The organism is Blautia hansenii (assembly GCF_013304445.1).
In the GTDB taxonomy this organism is placed as follows: domain Bacteria; phylum Bacillota; class Clostridia; order Lachnospirales; family Lachnospiraceae; genus Blautia.
Genome location: NZ_JAAITA010000004.1, coordinates 132,669 through 152,486 on the forward strand (window position 1 = coordinate 132,669; position 19,818 = coordinate 152,486).

The window sequence follows — 19,818 nt, forward strand, 5'->3', positions numbered from 1 at the left end:
AAGTAAAATATTGCGCAAGATAGCAAAAAAGCATAAAAATTTGAGCAGCGCCTTTTTTGCGCTGCCCAAACCTCACATTTTTCTGTGCATTTTGCACTTTTGACTCTATTTTTTACATTCTTTTATAACGTTCTGCCATTTCCTCAAGAGAAACCTGTTCCACCAGCGGCGCTTTTCCGTAAGAACCAAACTCTACAATCAAAGTTCCGATAGCTTCTTTTACACCTTTCTCAATCACTTCTACCAATTCCGCCCTGTCCTTATCCGGAACCATTCCATACATAACCGTATCCATAATTGGCGGCAGAAAGGCTCTTGGGTCAAACTGCTCTCTCTTCTCTTCCAGCAGCTGATAAACGCCTCCAATAGACGGACTGTTTCTCTTTTCCGGATGTTGTGCGAAATATTCTTTCATATTTCTGGTAACAGCCAGACGAATATCCGTGTCCACATTAATTTTGCCAATGCCACAGGGAATGGCAGCTTTCAGTTCTTCAATGGAAATACCATGTGCATTCTGAATATTTCCGCCCAGTGCATTGATTTCCTCTACAATATATCCGGGTACTGTAGAGGAACCGTGAGATACCAGAACTCCAAAGAGATTTTCATGCATCATGCACTCTTTAATTGCAATAGCAATTTCTTTTCTCAGCTTTACACCTTTTCCTTTGGAAGCCCCATGCATAGTTCCATAAGAAATGGCCAGGGCATCACAGCCTGTTTTCCGAAAGAATTCCACTGCCTTTAAAGGATTGGTATAAGTAGAGGTGGCGGAAAATACATGGTCTTCCACGCCGGCCAGTACACCTAATTCTCCTTCTACAGATACGCCCCTTTCATGGGCATATTTTACCACTTCTCTGGTCAGTTCCACATTTTCCTCAAAAGGAAGGGAAGAACCGTCAATCATAACCGACGTATATCCACCTTCAATGGCTGCCACACAGGAATCAAAATTTTTGCCGTGGTCCAGGTGCAGAACAACCGGTATAGGTGAATTTTCTGCGTATTTTTTTACTGCTGCCGCAATATTTTTTGCGCCTACTTTTTTATCTTCCAGGGTAGCATTCTGAAAATCTGTGCGTCCTCCCATAAATCCGTTGGCCAAATCCGCCCCCTGCAGAATTGCTGCGGAACGGAACATTTCGTGTACTTCAATGGCTGCTTTTGCCTGTGCCACTGCATTTACATTAAAAGCCCCCTGGGCAAAATGATATTTGTCAACGGTTTCCAACAATGGTCTCAATGGTATTAATGGCATGATGATTCCTCCTGTTTTTCAATTTTCATTCCTTTTACAAAAGTTTCCAGAATATTGTAATTTTCATCTAAAATGAGTATATCTGCGTCTTTTCCCACTTCCAGACTGCCAATATGCTCCTCTGCGTGTATCAGTCTGGCCGGATTCATGGTAAGCAGCGGCAGAACGTCTTCCATAGACTCTCCCGTAAATTCGATCAGCCGCTTCAGAGCTGTTCCCGTAGTCAGCGTACTGCCGGCCCGGACACCGTTTGGCAGTTTGGCATCTCCGTCTTCCACAATCACATCATTGACTCCCAGCTTGTACGCTCCGTCCGGAAGTCCTGCGGCCATAATAGAATCAGTCACAGCTACCACTCTGTCATGGCCTTTTGCCTTTAAAATCATACGGACACTGCCCGGGTGCAGATGTCTTCCGTCACAGATAGTTTCACAGTATACATCGTCCGCTTCCAGCACAGCCCCCATAATTGCAGGGAAATGCTGATGAAACAGCTTCATGGCATTGCAGGTGTGGGTACAGGCTTCGGCTCCGTTTTCAATACATTTTCTTGACGTCTCATAATCCGCTCCGGAATGACCGATGGCAACGGTTATGCCCAGCTTTCTGATTTCAGGAATGGATTCCGGAATTCCCTCTACCTCCGGCGATACTGTAATATACCGAATGTTCCCCCGGGCTTTTTCCTGATATTCCCGTAAAAGCTCTATATCCGCCCCCCGAAGCAGGGATTCAGGCATGGCCCCTTTAAATTCCACGGATAAAAAAGGTCCTTCCAGATGAATTCCCAGCAAATCTGCACAGTTTTCGTGGTCTTCTTTATGCTTCAGCACTTCTGCAATGACCTTTTCCGTTTGTTCTTTGGTATCGGTCAAAATCGAACAAAGCCAGGTTGTAGTTCCCTGCTGTGCAAAAAAATAACCGATTTTCTGAAATTTTTCTTTGGAAGCTGCATTGACGTCAAAGCCGCAGCCGCCGTGGGTGTGAATATCGATAAAGCCGGGAACTACCGCATTGCCTTTGACATCATGGATGATTCCATCTGTAATTTTCTCAGACGGGCTGCAGATTCTGGTAATCCTCCCATCTTCCATACAGAGATTTTTTCTTTCCAGGCGGCGTTTTTCATATCGGTATACATATCCGCCGGTAATCCAGGTTTTCATCTCTATCCCTCCAGTGCAGCTACAAACTCTGTAATCTTCAGATTAATGTCCGGATGTCCGGTAAGAAGGGATACCGGGAAATCAGAAGTTGCCTCTCCGTAAGCTGTACGGCGTACCACTGCTCTGTGCCAGTTTCTGAAGCATCCCAGTCTGATTTTTTTTGCATGGGCAATTTCCCAGATACCAATGGTCACACAGTAATGAGGCATATCTTCCAGTGCACCGTTAAAATCTCCAATGGCATTTGCAGTTCTGGTTTCCTTTGTAATCTCCAGCACTCTGGTCTTCTGCGCCAGAAATTCTTCCTTGCTCATAGAAGCGTCTGCTTCGTTGAACGCCACATGACCGTTGATACCGATACCGCCAAAACAAATATCCACACCGCCCAGCTTTTCAATCAATTCCGGTATGTATCCCAAATTTTCCGGATCCGGGAAAACCCTCTGTTCTTCCGGCATCAAAAGTTCTTTTTCGATTTTTCCATATACTTCACGGTTCATAAAGCCTCGAAAACTTAACGGATGGGTTTCCGGCACCCACTTTTTGTCGTCCTCCAGATATTCATCCATGTTGATGAACCATACATTTTTCAGGTTGATTTTTTCCGTATTTACCTTTTCCACAAAAAACGGATACTGTCCTACCGGGCCTACGGGGCAGATAAATACTGTTTTTTCCCCTTTTTCGTTGTGGGACTTGATTTCCTCTGCCATTTCCTCTGCCATAGAGCGAAACACCGCTTCATTGTTTTCCATAACCAGCACAGGAAGTTTCGGGTTATTGCTTAAAAGTTCTTCTCTGGTATAGCTGTAATATGCATGTCTCATATCAGTTCTTCCTTTCCATACGATTGGTCATTGTACTATAAATCTTATCTTTGTAGTTCCGATTATACGATAAGCACCATACATTTTCAATAAACCTTTCCCAAAAGCCCCTTGTTTTTATATTCTATTTAAGCAAACGTTGTCTTATATTTTGTTGTCATAATCCGTCATTTCAGTTATAATATGCTTATCTATTAACTCTTGTATTGTGAGGTTTGAATATGACTTTAAAAGAAATCGCCCAAAAAGCAAACGTATCCATATCCACGGTTTCCCGTGTCATTAATCAAAAAAACACAAAAGCAGCAAGCCCTGAAGTTCAGGAACGTATCTGGGAAATTGTGCGGGAGAGCGGCTATACGCCCAATACTTCTGCACGGGCGCTGAAAATGGGGACAAAAGCACCTGCTGCAATCACCTCTTTGCCGAAAACGATTTCCTGTATTTACGCAAGAGGAGAAACCGCAGTTTCCGACCTTTTTTTCTCGCATATTGCCAAGGCCATTGAGCAGGAAGCTTTTAAAAGCAACTTTTTCATCAAACATTCTTTCACTGCTCTTGATATTGCCAATGCGGAGGTTGCCGCCCGGGTAGCTAATTCTCCTGCCGACGGAGCCGTGATTCTGGGTCGTTATGACAAACAAATGCTGAAATTTTTCACAGAACATTATAAGCATATTGTATATGCAGGACTAAACCCCATGGGAAGCAAATACGACCAGGTGGTATGCGATGGAAGAGAGATTACCTACAGCGCCATTTCCTATCTCCATGAACTGGGGCATACTAAAATCGGCTATATCGGAGAGCAGAACAACGAAATCCGCTATACGGCTTTCAAGGAGGCTTTAAAATCCCTGAATCTGCCCTTTTTACAGAAAAATACAGCAAACGTAAAACTTTCCCACGAAGGCGGCTACCAGGGAGCTTATCATCTTATGGAAGCCAAATCCGACATAACGGCCATTTTCTGTGCCAATGACAATACTGCCATCGGGGCCATCAAAGCCATCCGGGAAAAAGGATACCGGATTCCGGAAGATATTTCTATCATTGGTGTGGATGACATCGAAACCGCCCAGTATCTCTCTCCCATGCTGACCACCGTACACATTCCCACAGAAGAAATGGGACAGCTGGCTGCCAAGATTCTCATTGACCGGATTAACGGCGGACACAGAATTCCTTTGAAAGTAATTCTGCCCTTCCACATTGCCAAACGGGACACCTGCGCAAAGCCTGCACGAAACGGGAAAACCTTTCTGCAAATGCCCCCAGGGTAAAAAAACAGCAGAAAGCTGCAATGGCGTTTTTCTCCTGCAGCTTTCTGCTGTTTTTTATTTTTTCACTCTCTCATATGTCCGGAATTCGTATTCAATATCAAAATACGTCTGTTCTTCGCTTCTCTCAGTCACTTTCCACTCTTTATCCTCATCCAGATTTGGGAAAAAGGTATCTGCTTCGTAGGCAAAATCAATTTTTGTCACATGAGCCTTGTGGCAGTAAGGCAGCATCTGTTTATAAATGCTGTCCCCGCCGATAACGTAAACGTCTTCCTTATATTTTTTCACTTCTTCCAGAGCTTCTTCCACGCTGTGCACTACAATGGCATCCTTTACCCGGTAATTCTTGTCCCTTGTAAGAACAATGTTCACCCGGTTCTTCAATGGAAGTCCTCCCGGAAAACTCTCCAATGTTTTTCTTCCCATAATCACCACATTTCCCGTGGTTGTGGTACGGAAAAATTTCATATCCGCCGGAATACTTACCAGCAGTTTATTCTCTTTTCCAATGCCCCAGTTGGCGTCTGCCGCTACAATCAGATTCATACTGTTCTCCTCTCTTACACTGCAATAGGTATATTTTTAATCTGTGGTCCTGCCTGATAATTTTCCACAATCAAATCTGCTGTGGTAAACGCATAAAAATCCTTGATTTCCGGATTCAAAGAAACCTTTGGCGCAGGATAGGTATCTCTGGAAATCAGTTCTTTCACAATGTCCACATGTCGGTCATAAATATGGGCGTCCGCAATCACATGTACCAGTTCTCCGGGAATCATATCGTTGACCTGAGCCACCATCATAAGAAGAATCGCATACTGGCACACATTCCAGTTATTTGCTGCCAGCACGTCCTGGGAACGCTGGTTTAACACGCCATTCAGCACCAGCTTCTCGCTGTTCTTTTCTTTGGTAACGTTGTACGTCATACTGTAACAGCAAGGGTCTAAGCCGCCGCTGTGCAGATATTCAAACTGATACAGATTCGTCATAATTCTTCTGCTGTAAGGATTCTCCTTCAGCTGCTTTAATACATAGTCCATCTGGTCAATTTTTTCGCCCTTATACAGAAATTTTCTGCCCACCACATCTCCGTAGCAGGTTCCGATAGAGCCGTTTTCATCCGCCCACGCATCCCAGATATGGGCGTTTAAATCATGAATATTGTTGGACTTTCTCTGATAAATCCAGAGAATTTCGTCCATACAGGTTTTTAATGCTGTTTTTCTTAAAGTCAGCGCCGGAAATTCCTTGCGCAGATCGTAACGATTTACCACTCCAAAACGCTTAATGGTATAAGCATAAGCGCCTGTATCCTCCCATTTGGGGCGCACCTTTTCTCCCTGTGTATCAGTTCCGTTTTCCAGGATGTCACGGCACATGGAAATAAACAAATTATCTGCTAAACTCATACTGGTTTCCTTTCTTCTGCTTTTCTCATGCTTTTTATTATACCCTATTCTCCTGTCTTTTGCTATACAAAAAACAAAAGCGTCTCCCGGCGGAAAGCTTCTGAACTTTACAAATCCTGCAAAAAATGATACGCTTTAACAATAAATTCTTCAACGTGTGTTTTACTTTTTACGATTCAGAAAGGAGCCCTTTACAGATGAAAAAACTGATTATTTATTTATTGAAACCATTTTCCTTCCTTCCGGCCATTGCCATGATGTATCTCATTTTCAGCTTTTCCAGCCAAACCGGCAAAGAGTCCGGAAATTTAAGCCATGAAATCAGTTATCAGATTGTATCCGCAGCAGACCGGATTCTGGATAAAAATCTGTCTGAAGAAAGCAAAAATACCTATGCCGACAAAATTGAACTGCCGGTACGAAAACTGGCTCACATGACAGAATACTGCATTCTGACCATATGTATATCTTTCCCTCTGTATGTATACGGAGTCCGGGGCTTCTGGCTCTTTCTTCTGGCCGGACTGCTGTCCGCAGGATTTGCCTGCACAGATGAATTCCACCAGTCCTTTGTTGCCGGACGGGGACCTTCCAAGCGAGACGTCCTTATCGACAGTACCGGGGCGCTGTTTGGTATTATTTTCGTCCAGATTTTCTGTCATAGCTTTACGCCTTCTAAAAGAAGGTAATAAAAAAGGAACTGTCCCGCCAACAGTTCCTTTTTTATTTTTTAAATTTCCAGGGACACATCTGCAAAATCCAGAAGTTCTCTCTCTCCCTGTCCATTGGTTACAAGAAGTCTTCCATCCTCCAGAATTTTTTCTGCCCTTACCACACGACACTCCTGATTTCCAAAGACTTTTATCTGTCTTCCCGGCACAATATTTCTCTGTCGATATTCTGGAGAAATGCCTGGCTTTTCTGCTTCTTTTAAAAGTTCATTGACAATACAGGCTGCCAGTCGGTTTCTGTCTGTCCGAACTCCTCTTTCCAGAATCGCTCCTGCCTTCCGGCGAATTTCTTCCGGGAATCCCTCCTTTGGTTCATAGAGATTCAGACCGATTCCCACTACGGCAAACTCTATCTCTCCTGTCTCAAAATCCGTGACAGCTTCTGTAAGAATTCCGCACACCTTTTTTTCCTGCAGATACAAATCATTGACCCACTTAATGCCCAGAGAAACCCCGCAGCACCCTTCCACCGCACGGCACACAGCCACCGCAGCTGCTGCCGTAATCTCCAGGCTCTGCCGCAGTGTCTTTTTCGGATAAAGCAGCACACTGAGATACAGCCCGCTGCTTTCAGGCGAATAGAACTTTCGTCCTTTTCTGCCTCTTCCTTCTGTCTGGCTGTTGGCTGCCACCAGAGACCCATGGGGCAGCTGTTTCTCCACCGCTAACTGTTTCATGACCCTGCTGGTAGAAGAAATTTTCTGAAAGACCTGCACCTCTGCCTCCTGGTGCTCCAGGAAACAACGGACAGCTTCTCTAGAAAGGATATCGTTTTCCTGCTTCAGCGCATATCCCCTGTTTGTTGCCGCCTGAATCTGATACCCCTCCTGACGGAGCGTTTTCACTGCTTTCCATACAGCGGCTCTGGACACCTGAAGCTGCCGCGCCAGTTCCTCTCCCGAAAGATAAGTTCCTTTTTGACTTTCCAACAACTCCAGAAGCTTTGATTTCGTAGACATTTGCCTTCCCTTACTTTCTTTTACCGCTCTTCACGGAAATAATTCACACCGCAGGATTTCGGCTGCGCATTCTCCTTAGAGAAGCGAATGGAGGTCACAACCAGCACCACAATCGTCATGAGGAACGGAATCATGTCAAAAATAGAGCTTGGAATCACCTGAGGTACATAGTATTTCAGAACGCTGAAACCGCCAAATACCAAGGCTGCCAAAATAGCTCTGTTGGGATTCCAGGTTGCAAAGATAACCAAAGCCACCGCAATCCATCCAAGTCCGTTTACGCAGCTTGTCACCCACACACCATTACAAATAATCATAGAACAGTAAGCACCACCGATACCGCACAAGCCGCCGCCCAGCATCAGATTCAGGTATTTCAGTTTCGTAACCGGAATTCCCGCTGCATCTGCTGCCGCCGGATTCTCGCCTACCGCCCGGACATTCAGACCTGCTTTCGTTCTATGGAGATAAATGGCGCACAGAATAGCCGCAGCCACACCCAGGTACACAAAAATATTATAGTTAAAAAGCAGTTTTCCCAGTACCGGAATATCGGTCAGGAAAGGAATCTCCACCTTTCCCAGACTGTCCAGAATTCCTTCCGGCAGCTTTAAAGAGGTGCTTCCGCTCTTTTCCCTTACAAAATCACCTACAAAGTTACTAAAACCAATGCCGAAAATGGTAAGCGTCAGACCGGTCACATTCTGGTCTGCCATAAAGGTAACAGTCAGAACCGCATAGATAAGCGCACCCAGCATACCGGTCACAAAGGCTGCAATCAAGGCAAACACCAGATTGTCTGTCCAGTATCCCACCACAAATCCGCCTACGGCACCAATGGACATCATCCCTTCCACACCCAGGTTCAGATGTCCTGCTTTTTCATTGATAATTTCTCCCAGAATTCCGAACAGCAGAGGTGTTCCCGCAAGAACTGCTGCTACGAAAAAGTTTACAAAGAAATCCATTATGCATGTCCTCCTTTCCTGCGTGTCACAAATTTATACCGTACAAAGAATTCACAGCCCAGTACAAAGAACAGAATGATTCCCTGCAGCACATCTGCGGAATAAGCAGACAGGCCGTGAGCAGACTGCATAACGGTACTTCCCTTTTCCAGTACCGCAAAGAGGAAAGAAACCACCAGAATTCCTACTGGATTTAACTGTGCCAGCCATGCCACAATGATAGCCGTAAAACCTACGCCTCCGGCTACAGATGTGGTCAGTGTCAGGTCAGAACCGCTGGCCTGTACCATACCGGCAATCCCGCAGATTCCTCCGGAAAATGCCATGGTACGGAGCACAATCTTTTTATAATTCATTCCCGCATAGTTGGCTGTCGCCCGGCTTTCCCCTACGACACCGATTTCATATCCCTGCTTTGTAAATTTCAGATAAATAAAAACAATAACCACCAGAACAAGACCAATCAGCCAGCCTGCATGTACGCCGAAAATTTTATCCAGCTGCGCATTTTCTCCAAATCTGGCAATTTTCGGAAATCCGGAAGAATTTGGGTCTTTCCACGGGCCGTCACGCAAAAAAGAAATCAGATACAAAGCCACATAGTTCAGCATCAGTGTAAACAGTGTTTCATTGGTATCAAATTTCGCCTTGAAAAGTGCCGGAATCAGCCCCCACAAAGCGCCGCCCAGCATACCGGCCAGGAACATGCAAATCATCAGCAGCCAGTGCGGAAAATCCCAGCAAAACAGAGCAAAATAGGTGGCAAAAATAGCCCCCATAATAATCTGTCCTTCTGCACCGATATTCCAGAACCGCATCTTAAAGGCCAGCGTTACACCAAGAGCCGGAATCAGAAGAGGCACCATCAGCTTAATAGTTGCCTGAAAGGCCATAGTACTTCTAAATGCACCGGATACAATGGTTCCGTATACGGAAAATGGATTATATCCGATAAAGAGTATGAACAATCCCCCTGCCACAATGGCAAGAAGAACAGAGAGCAGACGCAGACGGATAATCTGGCCATGGGATCTCTCACTTCTCTTCTCAATACGAATCAGGGGTTCTTTTCTGCTGTTTTCCATTATGCTTCTTCCCTCCTCTTACCTGCCATCATCAGTCCCAAATCTTCTTTGGTGGTTGTCTTGGCATCTACAATTCCCGTAGCTTCCCCGTGGCACATAACCATGATTCTGTCAGAAATCTGCAGAAGCACGTCCAAATCCTCTCCGATAAACAACACGGCAACGCCCTTTTTCTTCTGCTCGTTAAGCAGGTCATAAATCGTGTAAGAAGAGTTGATATCCAGTCCCCGGACAGGATAAGCTGTCACCAGAACAGACGGATTTGACTCAATTTCCCGCCCCAGAAGCACCTTCTGGACATTTCCTCCTGACATCAGCCGCACTGGAGTATCCACACCGGGTGTTACCACTTCCAGCTTCTTCACCAGTTCCTCAGCCATCTTTCTGGCTGGTTTTCTGTCTATAAAAATCCCTTTATTTTTGTCGTAGGTTTTCAGAAGAATATTATCTACCATACCCATGGACGCCACAAGTCCCATACCCAGACGATCCTCCGGCACAAATCCCAGACTGATTCCCAGATTGGCAATCTCTCTTGGACTTTTTCCCACAATATTCTCTTTATTGTGCAGAATTGCTCCCTTATCTACCGGAATCAACCCTGCAATACTTTCACATAGTTCCTTCTGTCCGCTGCCGGCCACACCAGCCACACCCAGAATTTCACCGGCCTTGATTTCCAGACTCAAATCCTTTACAGCCATAGTTCCGTCTGCAGATTTCACAGAAAGATCTACGATTTTCAGTCTGGTAAACACATTTTCACATTTCGGGCGCTGGATTTCCAGTGTCACAGGGCGTCCCACCATCAGCTCTGTCAGCTGTTTTTCATTGGTCTCGCAGGTATTTACTGTATCAATACTCTGACCCTTCCTGAGAATAGTTACCCGGTCACTAATTTCCATAACCTCGTTCAGCTTGTGGGTAATAATGATAATAGCGCTTCCCTGTTCCCGCATCTTCCGCAGAATGGCAAACAGCTTTTTCGTCTCCTGGGGAGTCAGCACGGCAGTAGGTTCGTCCAGAATCAGAATATCTGCATTACGGTACAATACTTTCAGAATCTCTACGGTCTGCTTTTCACTGACAGACATATTGTAAATCTTTTTCTCCGGTTCTACTTCCAGTCCGTATTTTTCTGTCAGTTTTAAAAGACGTTCTTTTAATTCTTTTGGCTTTACTCGTTTCCCTTCCATTCCCATAGCCACATTATCCATGGCTGAAAATACATCTACCAGCTTAAAATGCTGATGAATCATACCGATTCCCAGTTTTCCTGCATCCATGGGAGAGTTGATGGTTACCTCTTTCCCATTTACTTTAATAACGCCTTCGTCAGGGTGATAAATTCCCGAAATCATATTCATAAGCGTTGTCTTACCGGATCCGTTTTCACCTAAAAGCGCCAAAATTTCTCCTCTGCGCACTTCCAGATTAATATGGTCATTGGCGACAACACTTCCGAAGGTTTTGGTAATTCCCTGAAGCTCAATGGCATTCTCTTTCTTTTCCAAAGCCAACTCGTGTCACCTCTCATTTCTTTTGTTGAATTCTCACATCGCATACTGATTCATTGTATCAGAGAAAGAAGTAGTGCACAAGGGCTTTTCTGCTTTTTCACAGAGCAAAAAGAAGGTGCTTCAACTTTCGTCTCAGCACCTTCTTCTATCATTTTTATTTTACTACAATATTCTTGTAATACCAGTTGATACCGCCTGTAATAGTCGCATCATCTAAAGTTTTTCCTTCTTCTCCTACGGTTTTACCGTCATTCGTTTCCAGAACACCGTCAAATACGTTAAAGCCGTCTTCTACAATTTTCTTTCTGGCTTCCTCTACTTTTTCCTGTGTGCCAGGTGCAACGATATCTTCATTTAACGGAGTGATGTCTACCAGACCGTCATCCATGCCGCCAAAGTAGTTTTCAGATGTCCAGGTTCCGTCAATAACTTTTTGTACAGCCTGTGTATAGTACACTCCCCAGTTCCAGACAACGGAAGTCAGAGTTGCTTTCGGCGCATCATTCATCATATCAGAGTTATATCCAACGCCCCATACGCCTGCAGATTCTGCCTCAGTCTGTGGATTTGGAGTATCGCAGTGCTGTCCGATAACGTCACAGCCCTCTGCAATCAGAGCTTTTGCCGCATTGGTTTCTTCTGTTGGAGAAAGCCAGCTGTTTGTTACTTTTACATAAACCTGTGCATCCGGATTTACTTCTGCAACACCAATAGCAAACGCATCTGCACCTCCGGTTACTTCTGAGTTTTCAGAACCCATAGCTGCTACATAACCGATTTTGTTTGTTTCTGTTTTCATACCTGCTACAATACCGGATAAATATCTGGCCTGATAAATTCTTCCGAAATAGTTATTGAAGTTTGTGTCGTTTGATTTATAGCCTGTACCATGTGAGAAAATAACATCCGGATATTCTTCTGCCAGAGCTTCGCAGGTATCCATGTAGTTAAAGCTGGTTGCAAAGATAATCTGGCATCCTTCTTCGATACACTCTCTCATAGCCTGTTCAGTCATAGTCGGGTCTGCATCAGGAATGTTGTTTTTTCTGATAATCTGGCTGTCTTCCAGCCCCAGTTCCTTCTGCATCTCTACGATTCCCTGGTCATGAGCGTAGCTGTATCCGGAGCCGTCTGCAGGATCGCCAATGTGAATAACGCCTACTTTTAAATCTTCCTTTGCTACCGGTGCAAAGTTGCTTTTTCCATCTTCTTTGTCCTCTCCTGCATCCGCACTTTCTTCTGTCTGTGCGCTGTCTGTCTTGGAAGCATTTTGGTCTTCCACCCCCTGCTGCTGTCCGCAGCCTGCCATTAATGTTCCAACCATGGCAAGAGAAAGTAACACACCTAAGATTTTCTTCTTCATGATTTTCCTCCTAAAGTTTTAATGTTATCATAGACCATTTTACAAAAACTATCCATGAAACTACATGATAGCACCATATAATTTATTTTTCAACCGCATTTTTCGGTTTTCTATGGGTTCAGAGTTTCATATACCATTTGAGAAAGTTCATGCATGTCGCTGTAAACGCCTTCCTCACTGTCAAATTCCCGGGTCATAATACACAGGATAAAATCTGTTTCTTCTCCGTATACAATCGCCACATCATGCTGTACATCCGAGGTTTCTCCCGTTTTATTGGCTACCTTCGTTCCCTTTGGCAGTCCTCCCGGTATTTTTACCGTATTTTCCTGTTTCAAAAGCAAATGCAGCATACTTGCGGATTTTTCCTGACTTATGCAGCTTCCCTTATAAATCTGTTCCAGCAGCTTTCCGCAGTCCTTTACCGTTGTAACGTTATCGCCTCCATTGTCCGAATCAAAGCTGGAATAAGCAGGATGAAGCGTTGTATGTACCTCTGTATCCTCAAAACCGTTTTCTTCAAGATATGCATTGATTTTACTGCAGGCTTCTGTAAAATCCCGATCCGCCGACTGTAGTTTCACCAGTTCATTGTATGCTTCATTATCTGACACTGTAATCATTTCTTCTAACAGTCTTCCCACCTCTTCTACCGCTGCCTCTTCACTGTCCGCATACGCTTTCTCATGCTCCAGTATTTCTCCCATATTTTCATAAGACGCCGCCATTGCAAAGAGCTTTATCAGACTTGCCGGATACATGGGAGTATTATTCACGACGATTTCGTTGTCATAATTCATTTCCTGAATATAAACGCTCCACTCGCCAGAAAAATCACTCAACAGGTTTTCCACATCTTCCTTTAGGTTTTCCATAACCTGCACCTGCTCTTCTTCCGCTTCCTGATGCGCATCCTTACGTTCTTGTTTTCTTTCTTCCTCTGCCTTTTCTTTGGCAGCCTGTTCCTCTTTCTTCTGCTGGATTTCTTTCTGCTCTGCTTTTTCCGCCCTTATCACACAGGCACTGTAAATGCCAACACCTACCCCTGCCAGGGCAATTACTGTCAAAGCTATTCTCTTTTTCAGTATCTGCCGTCTCAGCATTGCCTTTTTTCTACGGCGTCTTAACCGTTCCTGTTCTTCCGTCATCTTTCTGTGCTCCCTCTATTTTTCCAGATATTGCAAAATATTTCTAAAAACTTCTTCTTTTCCCTGTTCATTGAGAATCTCATGGCGCATGCCCGGATATCTTTTTCCCGTCACCTTCTGATACCCCACTGCTTTCAAAAACTGCAGTTCCTGCACAAATTTTCTGCCGTTTCCAATACAGGGGTCTTCCTCGCCTCCCAGAAACAATATGGGAAGCTTTTGGTTTCTGACATTCCATCCTTTTTTGCTATAGGCGCTTTTCGTCAGATGAAACAGACTCTCAAATCCATCTGTGGTAAACACAAAGCCGCAAAGCGGAGATTGGTCATAGGCTTCTACCACTTTTTCATCCGAACATATCCATGCAGAAGGACTTCCTTCTTTCCTGAATCTGGACGCAAACGGTCCAAAGGCCAGCAGCTGAATTTCTTTGCTCCTGTAACTGCCGCCTCTTAGCTTTTTCTGGACTTTTGCCAGCCAAAGCCCTGCATCCACTGCCGGATTTTTGCTGGGAGGTCCTGTAAGAACCAGTTTATCCAGTTCTTCATCATACTGTTTCAGGTAATTCCTGGCCACTAATGTTCCCATACTGTGTCCCAGCATATAAAAGGGCAGACCTGCAAACCTATCTTTTGCCCACCTGGTAACCTGATGTAAATCTTCTATAATTCCTTTTTCTTTTGTATTATAAAAATATCCCAGGTCTTCTTTTTCCCTTACGCTGCCTCCATGCCCTCTGTGGTCGTGAATCACAGCCACATATCCATGTCCTGCCAGAAATTTCATGAAAGGAAGATATCTTTCTTTATGTTCACTCATACCATGAGAAATCTGTACTACACCTCTTACCTTTTTCTCCGGCTCTGTCCAAAGCACAGACAGGGTAAGCCCATCCTGTTTGGAAATGAGTTCTGCTGTATTTTGTATCATCAAATCGCCTCCATTCCCTTAATTTTTCTCACGAACTCTTTCAAAACCTAAAAAGAACCGGCGCTTCCTATGCATACAACGTATGCCTCAAAAGCGCCAGCCCCTTCCGTGTCTTAATTAATCTTCTACGATCTCCAGAACATCTGCCGGACAGGCTTTTGCACAGATACCACATGCAATACACTTGCTACTCACCGGTGATTCTTCTGCTTTTACCATAACGCCAAATGGACAGGCTTCTACACATTTGCCACATCCTGTACAGTTCTTCTTGTTGATCATGTATACGCCCTTGGCATTCTGTGTAATTGCGCCTTCCGGACAGGCTTTCGCACATTTGCCGCACTGTACACATACCATAGGCTTTGCATCGCCCTTTTTGTCAATAATCTGGATACAGGACTTGTCCGGGTCAAACTCCTTATAAAAACTCTGAGAACATGCTCTCACACACTCCAGACATGCCATACATTTTGCACCTTTTACAACTTTCAGTTTTTTCATGGTAAAATCCTCCGCTTTCGTGATAAAATTTGTATGCGCACAGCGCATTTCAGGTTGTTATCATCTGATAATTTTACCATTTTATCGGCGATTTCTCAAGAAGATTTTCCTATATCTTATAACTTCTCTCTACAGTTTTAAGAACTGTTCTACATTCACAATAAATACTGTGGCACCGCCCACGTCAATGGTAACCGGAGGTGCAGCATATCCCAGAACAGGTCCCTTGCTTCCGGCTGAATAAGACGGCGTAATCATGACTTCTTTTCTTCTGGAACACTCTTCCTTAATAATTTCCAGGACAGTATCCACTTTTTCATCTTCCGTACCAATCATCAGTGTGGCATTGCCTTTTCTCAGAAATCCACCGGTACTGGACAGCTTTGTTATGCTGATTTTCTCTTTATTCAACCGCTCTATCACAAATCCTTCGTCTTCTTTTCGTACAATGGCAAATATCATTTTCATAAGCCCATACCTCCTTCATCCTTTCGGATTCTGCCTGTTTGTGCACAGGTATTTTTCTGTGAGGCTTATTATACCACATTTTACATCTTTAGGCAAAACAAAAAAGCCCCTGTATCCCAGGAACTTTTATACAAAAAAAGCGCGAGACGGGACTCGAACCCGCGGCCTCGACCTTGGCAAGGTCGCGCTCCACCAACTGAGCCACTCGCGCATATTGTGTTTTGAGGTGTTATCTCAAGCACAAGATATAATATACTATAAAACTTTTTGTTTGTCAACTATAATTTTAAAATTTTTTTAACTCATTTTCTGAACCTTACAAAAACAAGAGCCAAACGGGATATTGCTTAACCGCAGCATCCCGCTTCAGGTACGCAAAATAGCGCTGAGCACATATTGATTGTTCGGAAAATTCTTATGAGTAATATCTTCCAGCCGAATCAGGTCCACATCCAACCACAATTCTTCTGCCACTACCATAAGATGCGAAAACATAATGCCAAAATTCATTTCTTCATATTTCCCCATGTGACTCACAGTATGCTTTTTGGCAAACACATGAATCCGGTTATCATATACAACAAAACGCCAGGGCTGGCTGTTCATGCTGGACGGAGCCAGGCGGGCTGCCTCTAAAAGCTGCTTCATCCACTGCCTCGGCACTTCTTTATAAACACATAACTCTTTTAAATCCATCCGCTTTGCGTCTACGGATTTTCTTGTATAGCTTCCTTTGCTCTTCCCAAAAGCCATGGTAATCATGAATTTTAAGCTGCCTTTGTGCGGGTTCCCCATCTTCGGCTTTACACTGCCCAAAAAACAGGTTCCAAGCCCTTTGGTACATAAAAAGAGCGCAAGCTGTTCCATAATATAACCTGCATTCATCTGAGCCAAATCCTTTTCTTCTGAATAAAAAGAAATATAATAAGGTGCTTTCACGCCCAGAAAGTGAATCCTCTTATTTTGCCCCTTCGTATTGTCTATAATAGAAATATCTGTGCGGATACCGGGATTCAATCCTTCAATCTGCTCATAAAACTCCCTGAGTTCCTGCAGAATTTCGCTGTTCACAGGCTCCATTTCATAGCTGCGTACAGATTTTCTTAAAAAAATTGCTTCATATAAATTCATATTCTCACCCTCAGCTTATTTGTAACAATATTGTAACATATATAATTTGAATTGCAATGCTTATTTTCTAAAATTTCTATTGACATTTGCTCTTCTCGTATGTATTATTGTATTAAGCAATTAGTACAATAATACATTGGTTAGGAGGTGTATTCTTTATGTCATGGAACCTGAATTCTGAACGTCCCATCTATGCTCAGCTTATGGAACGCATAACCCTGGACATTATTTCCGGTATCTATCCCCCCGGCTCAAAGCTTCCTTCTGTAAGAGATCTGGCTCAGGATGCCGGCGTTAATCCAAATACCATGCAGAAGGCTCTGTCCGAGCTTGAACGAACCGGACTGCTTTTCAGTCAGAGAACCAGCGGACGTTTTGTCACGGAGGAATTAACTATGATAGAAAAAATCAAGACAGAACTGGCCTCTGAGCAGGTCAGAGAATTTCTGGAAAAAATGAGAAACATTGGTTTTGACAAAGAAACCACCCTGCAGCTGATTCAGCAGGCAGATGAAGAAGAAAAAGAAACAAAAAAGGAGGATTACACATGAAACCCATTTTGGAATGTCAAAATTTAACGAAGCGCTATGGCACAAAAACCGCTTTAGACAGCCTGAATCTTTCCCTGGAGCGCGGAAAAATCATTGGTCTTCTGGGTCCTAACGGCAGCGGCAAAACTACACTCATCAAACTGCTCAATGGACTTCTGACTCCCAGCGAAGGACGCATTTTTGTAGATGGACGAACTCCCGGAGTGGAAACCAAAAAGATCGTCTCTTACCTTCCCGAACGTACCTATCTGAATTCCTGGATGAAGGTCTGTGATATCATTGATTATTTTCGGGATTTTTATGAGGATTTTGATAAAAGCCGGGCCTATGATATGCTGCAGAAGCTGAATATCAATCCTTCCGACCAGCTTCGCTCCATGTCCAAGGGAACCAAAGAAAAGGTACAGCTGATTCTGGTTATGAGCCGCCGGGCCAGTCTTTACTGTCTGGACGAGCCCATTGCCGGTGTAGACCCTGCCACAAGAGATTACATTCTCTCTACCATTCTTAATAATTATGATGAAAATGCCACGATTCTCATTTCCACTCACTTGATTTCCGATGTAGAAAACATACTGGATGACGTGGTCTTTATCCAAAACGGACGAATCCGGCTTACAGACAGTGTGGAAAATATTCGCTTCCAACAGGGAAAATCCGTGGATACTTTATTCCGGGAGGTGTTCAAATGTTAAAAAAATTGTTTAAATATGACTGGAAATCCGTTTCCCTGCTTTTGTTTATTCTTCACGGGATACTTCTTTTCTATACATTAATCGGACGAATCGGTATTTCCATTGCCATGTCCCAAAGTGCCAGCCATGTTATAACCGAAGATTCTGCTCAGGTTTTTGGCATTGTAGGTATGCTTTACGTTCTTGGCTTTGTTCTGTTTATCTTTGCCATCATGATTGCTACCTTCGTGTATCTGGCTGCCCGTATGCAGAAGAGCCTGTTTTCAGATGAAGGATACCTGACACACACACTGCCCGTATCTCCGGGAAAACTGCTTTTTTCTAAAATCCTGGTTTTCTGTACCTGGTCCGTGCTGGATATTCTGTGCGTCACTCTTTCCATTCTGATACTGGTTACCTACAAAGATACCTTGTCCTGGATGGTGAATGACCTGAAATCTCTGCTGGATGTACTCAGCGGCTTTACCGGAATCGAAGAACAGACTTTGATGATTCTTACCATACTGGATGCTTTGGTTCAGTTTTTTGCCTATTACACCACTTTGCTGTTTTTTGCACTCTGCCTGGGCAGCCTGTTTAAAACGCACAAAGTTCTGGGAGCCATTGTTTCCTTCTTTGGTATTAATATTGGTCTCTCTGTCATCCGGACTCTGCTCTGTTTTCTGATTCCTGGACTGAATCCTTTCACTACCATGGTTTCTTCCGGAACAGACGGTTCTGTGATAACGCAAACCTCCCTTGGAGGCAATGAACTGGCTCTAATGGGATTTTCCCTTGCCTGGGATCTGGTATTTGCAGTTTTATTTTTCCTTGGCAGCCGATACATTCTTTCCAAAAAACTGAATCTGGAGTAAACATTCCTTATTTCCGGAATGCTGCAGACAAAAAACAGGCAGATGTGCGGGACTCTCCCGTTTCTGCCTGCTTTTTATAAATTTCTTTAACTTTCTATTTTCCCTCAGCCTTTGCTTCCTTTTCCACTTCCTGAATCTGCTTATCCACATCTTTTTTGAACTCCTGCCACTTATCCGGATGTTCCACATAATACTTGGGACAGTTTTTCCCGGTCACATCATAATGGCGAATCACATCTTCAGAAGTAAGGTTAAAGCGGTAGCAGAGCCATCCGGTAAGCCGTACCAGGGAAATGTAGGTGGCATCAGTAAAAGCGCCGGACTCATCTACATGACAGCATTCAATGGACAAGGTATCTTCATTTCTGGAATTGGAAGCATATGCAATCTCAGAGCTGGGGATACACTGTACAATTTCCCCCTCAATTCCCACCACAAAATGGCTGCTTGCCTTTGTCTCATGACTGTCTTTTAACCCCTGAAAGTAATCCCGGTTGTTTTTCGCCGTTGTCCCTGGATTTGCAGTGTAATGCACCACAATTCCTTTGACTTTTTCCAGAGGAGTTCCCGGTCTGGAATATTCATTGACGTCCAGCAAATCCACCTCAAAAGGCGGCGCTCCCACAAAAGATTCATTTCTTGCCTTTAAAAGCCTTCTCTCTTCTATTTTTTCTTTTATCTGGCTGACCAATAAAAACAGCAGAAGAACGGTGCAAATAGCTGCAATAAACAGCAATATATGGCGGCGTCTTTCCCGCTTTCGTCTTTGACGGCGCAATGCTCTTCTGCTCTCAAAATCAGCCGGCTCTTCCTGTTTCTTTCTGCCAAACATTTTCTCTTTTGTCCTTTCTGTGTTCTGCTTTTCCGTTTTTCCTGCCTGTTGTTATAAATCCTATGATACGCAAATACAAATTTTATGTCAATAGAACACAGATATTTTGTTTATGCTGCCAAAAAAT

The 19,818-nt window shown here is 44.0% G+C and carries 21 protein-coding genes and 1 tRNA gene; 5 read left to right on the forward strand and 17 right to left on the reverse strand.

Annotation, left to right across the window (positions count from 1 at the left end):
• Window positions 1-112: 112 nt before the first annotated feature.
• Genes G5A70_RS05375 through G5A70_RS05385 form a run of 3 tightly spaced genes read right to left on the reverse strand, consistent with a single transcriptional unit; the run spans window position 113 to window position 3,257 of the window.
• The gene (locus G5A70_RS05375; RefSeq protein WP_173748630.1) at window positions 113-1,264 is read right to left on the reverse strand and encodes a class II fructose-bisphosphate aldolase; all 1,152 of its coding nucleotides are present in this window, start codon (window positions 1,262-1,264) and stop codon (window positions 113-115) included.
• Window positions 1,255-2,430: an N-acetylglucosamine-6-phosphate deacetylase gene (gene nagA / locus G5A70_RS05380; RefSeq protein ID WP_173748632.1), complete on the reverse strand. Its 1,176-nt coding sequence runs from the start codon at window positions 2,428-2,430 to the stop codon at window positions 1,255-1,257. The genes G5A70_RS05375 and nagA overlap by 10 nt, the downstream gene beginning before the upstream one ends.
• Window positions 2,431-2,432: 2 nt before the next feature.
• Window positions 2,433-3,257: a glucosamine-6-phosphate isomerase gene (locus G5A70_RS05385; protein ID WP_173748634.1), complete on the reverse strand. Its 825-nt coding sequence runs from the start codon at window positions 3,255-3,257 to the stop codon at window positions 2,433-2,435.
• Window positions 3,258-3,478: 221 nt separating this feature from the next.
• On the opposite strand from G5A70_RS05385, the gene G5A70_RS05390 reads away from it, so the two are divergent.
• On the forward strand, window positions 3,479-4,540 hold the full coding sequence (locus G5A70_RS05390) for a LacI family DNA-binding transcriptional regulator (protein ID WP_173748636.1): 1,062 nt from the start codon (window positions 3,479-3,481) through the stop codon (window positions 4,538-4,540).
• A gap of 54 nt (window positions 4,541-4,594) precedes the next feature.
• Here G5A70_RS05390 and G5A70_RS05395 read toward each other — a convergent pair whose 3' ends face one another.
• Both G5A70_RS05395 and thyA read right to left on the reverse strand, forming a co-directional pair.
• Window positions 4,595-5,086, reverse strand: coding sequence for a dihydrofolate reductase (locus G5A70_RS05395; protein WP_173748639.1), 492 nt, complete (start codon window positions 5,084-5,086; stop codon window positions 4,595-4,597).
• 14 nt (window positions 5,087-5,100) lie between these two features.
• Entirely contained in the window at window positions 5,101-5,952 is an 852-nt protein-coding gene (gene thyA / locus G5A70_RS05400; RefSeq protein ID WP_173748641.1) for a thymidylate synthase, read from the reverse strand.
• A gap of 197 nt (window positions 5,953-6,149) precedes the next feature.
• On the opposite strand from thyA, the gene G5A70_RS05405 reads away from it, so the two are divergent.
• Window positions 6,150-6,641, forward strand: a complete 492-nt coding sequence (locus G5A70_RS05405) for a VanZ family protein (protein ID WP_173748643.1) — start codon at window positions 6,150-6,152, stop codon at window positions 6,639-6,641.
• A gap of 41 nt (window positions 6,642-6,682) precedes the next feature.
• Here G5A70_RS05405 and G5A70_RS05410 read toward each other — a convergent pair whose 3' ends face one another.
• From G5A70_RS05410 to G5A70_RS05460, 11 genes are all read right to left on the reverse strand, one after another.
• Complete coding sequence (locus G5A70_RS05410; protein ID WP_173748645.1) at window positions 6,683-7,642, reverse strand: biotin--[acetyl-CoA-carboxylase] ligase; 960 nt, start codon at window positions 7,640-7,642, stop codon at window positions 6,683-6,685.
• A gap of 20 nt (window positions 7,643-7,662) precedes the next feature.
• Window positions 7,663-8,610, reverse strand: coding sequence for an ABC transporter permease (locus G5A70_RS05415; protein WP_173748647.1), 948 nt, complete (start codon window positions 8,608-8,610; stop codon window positions 7,663-7,665).
• Entirely contained in the window at window positions 8,610-9,695 is a 1,086-nt protein-coding gene (locus G5A70_RS05420) for an ABC transporter permease (RefSeq protein ID WP_173748649.1), read from the reverse strand. The genes G5A70_RS05415 and G5A70_RS05420 overlap by 1 nt, the downstream gene beginning before the upstream one ends.
• Entirely contained in the window at window positions 9,695-11,215 is a 1,521-nt protein-coding gene (locus G5A70_RS05425; RefSeq protein ID WP_173748651.1) for an ABC transporter ATP-binding protein, read from the reverse strand. Before G5A70_RS05425 ends, G5A70_RS05420 begins: the two co-directional genes overlap by 1 nt.
• A gap of 154 nt (window positions 11,216-11,369) precedes the next feature.
• A complete protein-coding gene (locus tag G5A70_RS05430; RefSeq protein ID WP_173748653.1) occupies window positions 11,370-12,578 on the reverse strand; it encodes a BMP family ABC transporter substrate-binding protein in 1,209 nt (402 codons plus the stop codon).
• A gap of 110 nt (window positions 12,579-12,688) precedes the next feature.
• The gene (locus tag G5A70_RS05435; protein WP_173748655.1) at window positions 12,689-13,726 is read right to left on the reverse strand and encodes a serine hydrolase; all 1,038 of its coding nucleotides are present in this window, start codon (window positions 13,724-13,726) and stop codon (window positions 12,689-12,691) included.
• 15 nt (window positions 13,727-13,741) lie between these two features.
• Entirely contained in the window at window positions 13,742-14,656 is a 915-nt protein-coding gene (locus G5A70_RS05440) for an alpha/beta fold hydrolase (protein WP_173748657.1), read from the reverse strand.
• A 117-nt stretch (window positions 14,657-14,773) separates the two neighbouring features.
• The gene (locus G5A70_RS05445; protein WP_173748659.1) at window positions 14,774-15,160 is read right to left on the reverse strand and encodes a 4Fe-4S binding protein; all 387 of its coding nucleotides are present in this window, start codon (window positions 15,158-15,160) and stop codon (window positions 14,774-14,776) included.
• Window positions 15,161-15,289: 129 nt separating this feature from the next.
• A complete protein-coding gene (locus tag G5A70_RS05450; RefSeq protein ID WP_173748661.1) occupies window positions 15,290-15,628 on the reverse strand; it encodes a cyclic-di-AMP receptor in 339 nt (112 codons plus the stop codon).
• 138 nt (window positions 15,629-15,766) lie between these two features.
• Window positions 15,767-15,839 (reverse strand) — tRNA-Gly (locus G5A70_RS05455).
• Window positions 15,840-15,994: 155 nt separating this feature from the next.
• A complete protein-coding gene (locus tag G5A70_RS05460; RefSeq protein ID WP_173748663.1) occupies window positions 15,995-16,759 on the reverse strand; it encodes a nitroreductase family protein in 765 nt (254 codons plus the stop codon).
• Window positions 16,760-16,917: 158 nt separating this feature from the next.
• Between G5A70_RS05460 and G5A70_RS05465 the strand changes: the two genes are divergently transcribed.
• From G5A70_RS05465 to G5A70_RS05475, 3 genes are read left to right on the forward strand one after another with little or no spacing between them, the layout of a single operon-like run.
• Complete coding sequence (locus tag G5A70_RS05465; RefSeq protein ID WP_173748665.1) at window positions 16,918-17,310, forward strand: GntR family transcriptional regulator; 393 nt, start codon at window positions 16,918-16,920, stop codon at window positions 17,308-17,310.
• Window positions 17,307-18,005 (forward strand): ABC transporter ATP-binding protein, encoded by a 699-nt coding sequence (locus G5A70_RS05470; RefSeq protein WP_173748667.1) that lies wholly within the window; start codon window positions 17,307-17,309, stop codon window positions 18,003-18,005. The genes G5A70_RS05465 and G5A70_RS05470 overlap by 4 nt, the downstream gene beginning before the upstream one ends.
• Entirely contained in the window at window positions 17,999-18,859 is an 861-nt protein-coding gene (locus G5A70_RS05475) for a hypothetical protein (protein WP_173748669.1), read from the forward strand. Before G5A70_RS05470 ends, G5A70_RS05475 begins: the two co-directional genes overlap by 7 nt.
• A 94-nt stretch (window positions 18,860-18,953) precedes the next feature.
• Here the strand turns inward: G5A70_RS05475 and G5A70_RS05480 are convergent, their stop codons facing one another.
• Window positions 18,954-19,691 carry an N-acetylmuramoyl-L-alanine amidase family protein gene (locus tag G5A70_RS05480; RefSeq protein ID WP_173748670.1) on the reverse strand — a complete coding sequence of 246 codons (738 nt, stop codon included), beginning with the start codon at window positions 19,689-19,691 and terminating at the stop codon, window positions 18,954-18,956.
• Window positions 19,692-19,818: the final 127 nt, after the last annotated feature.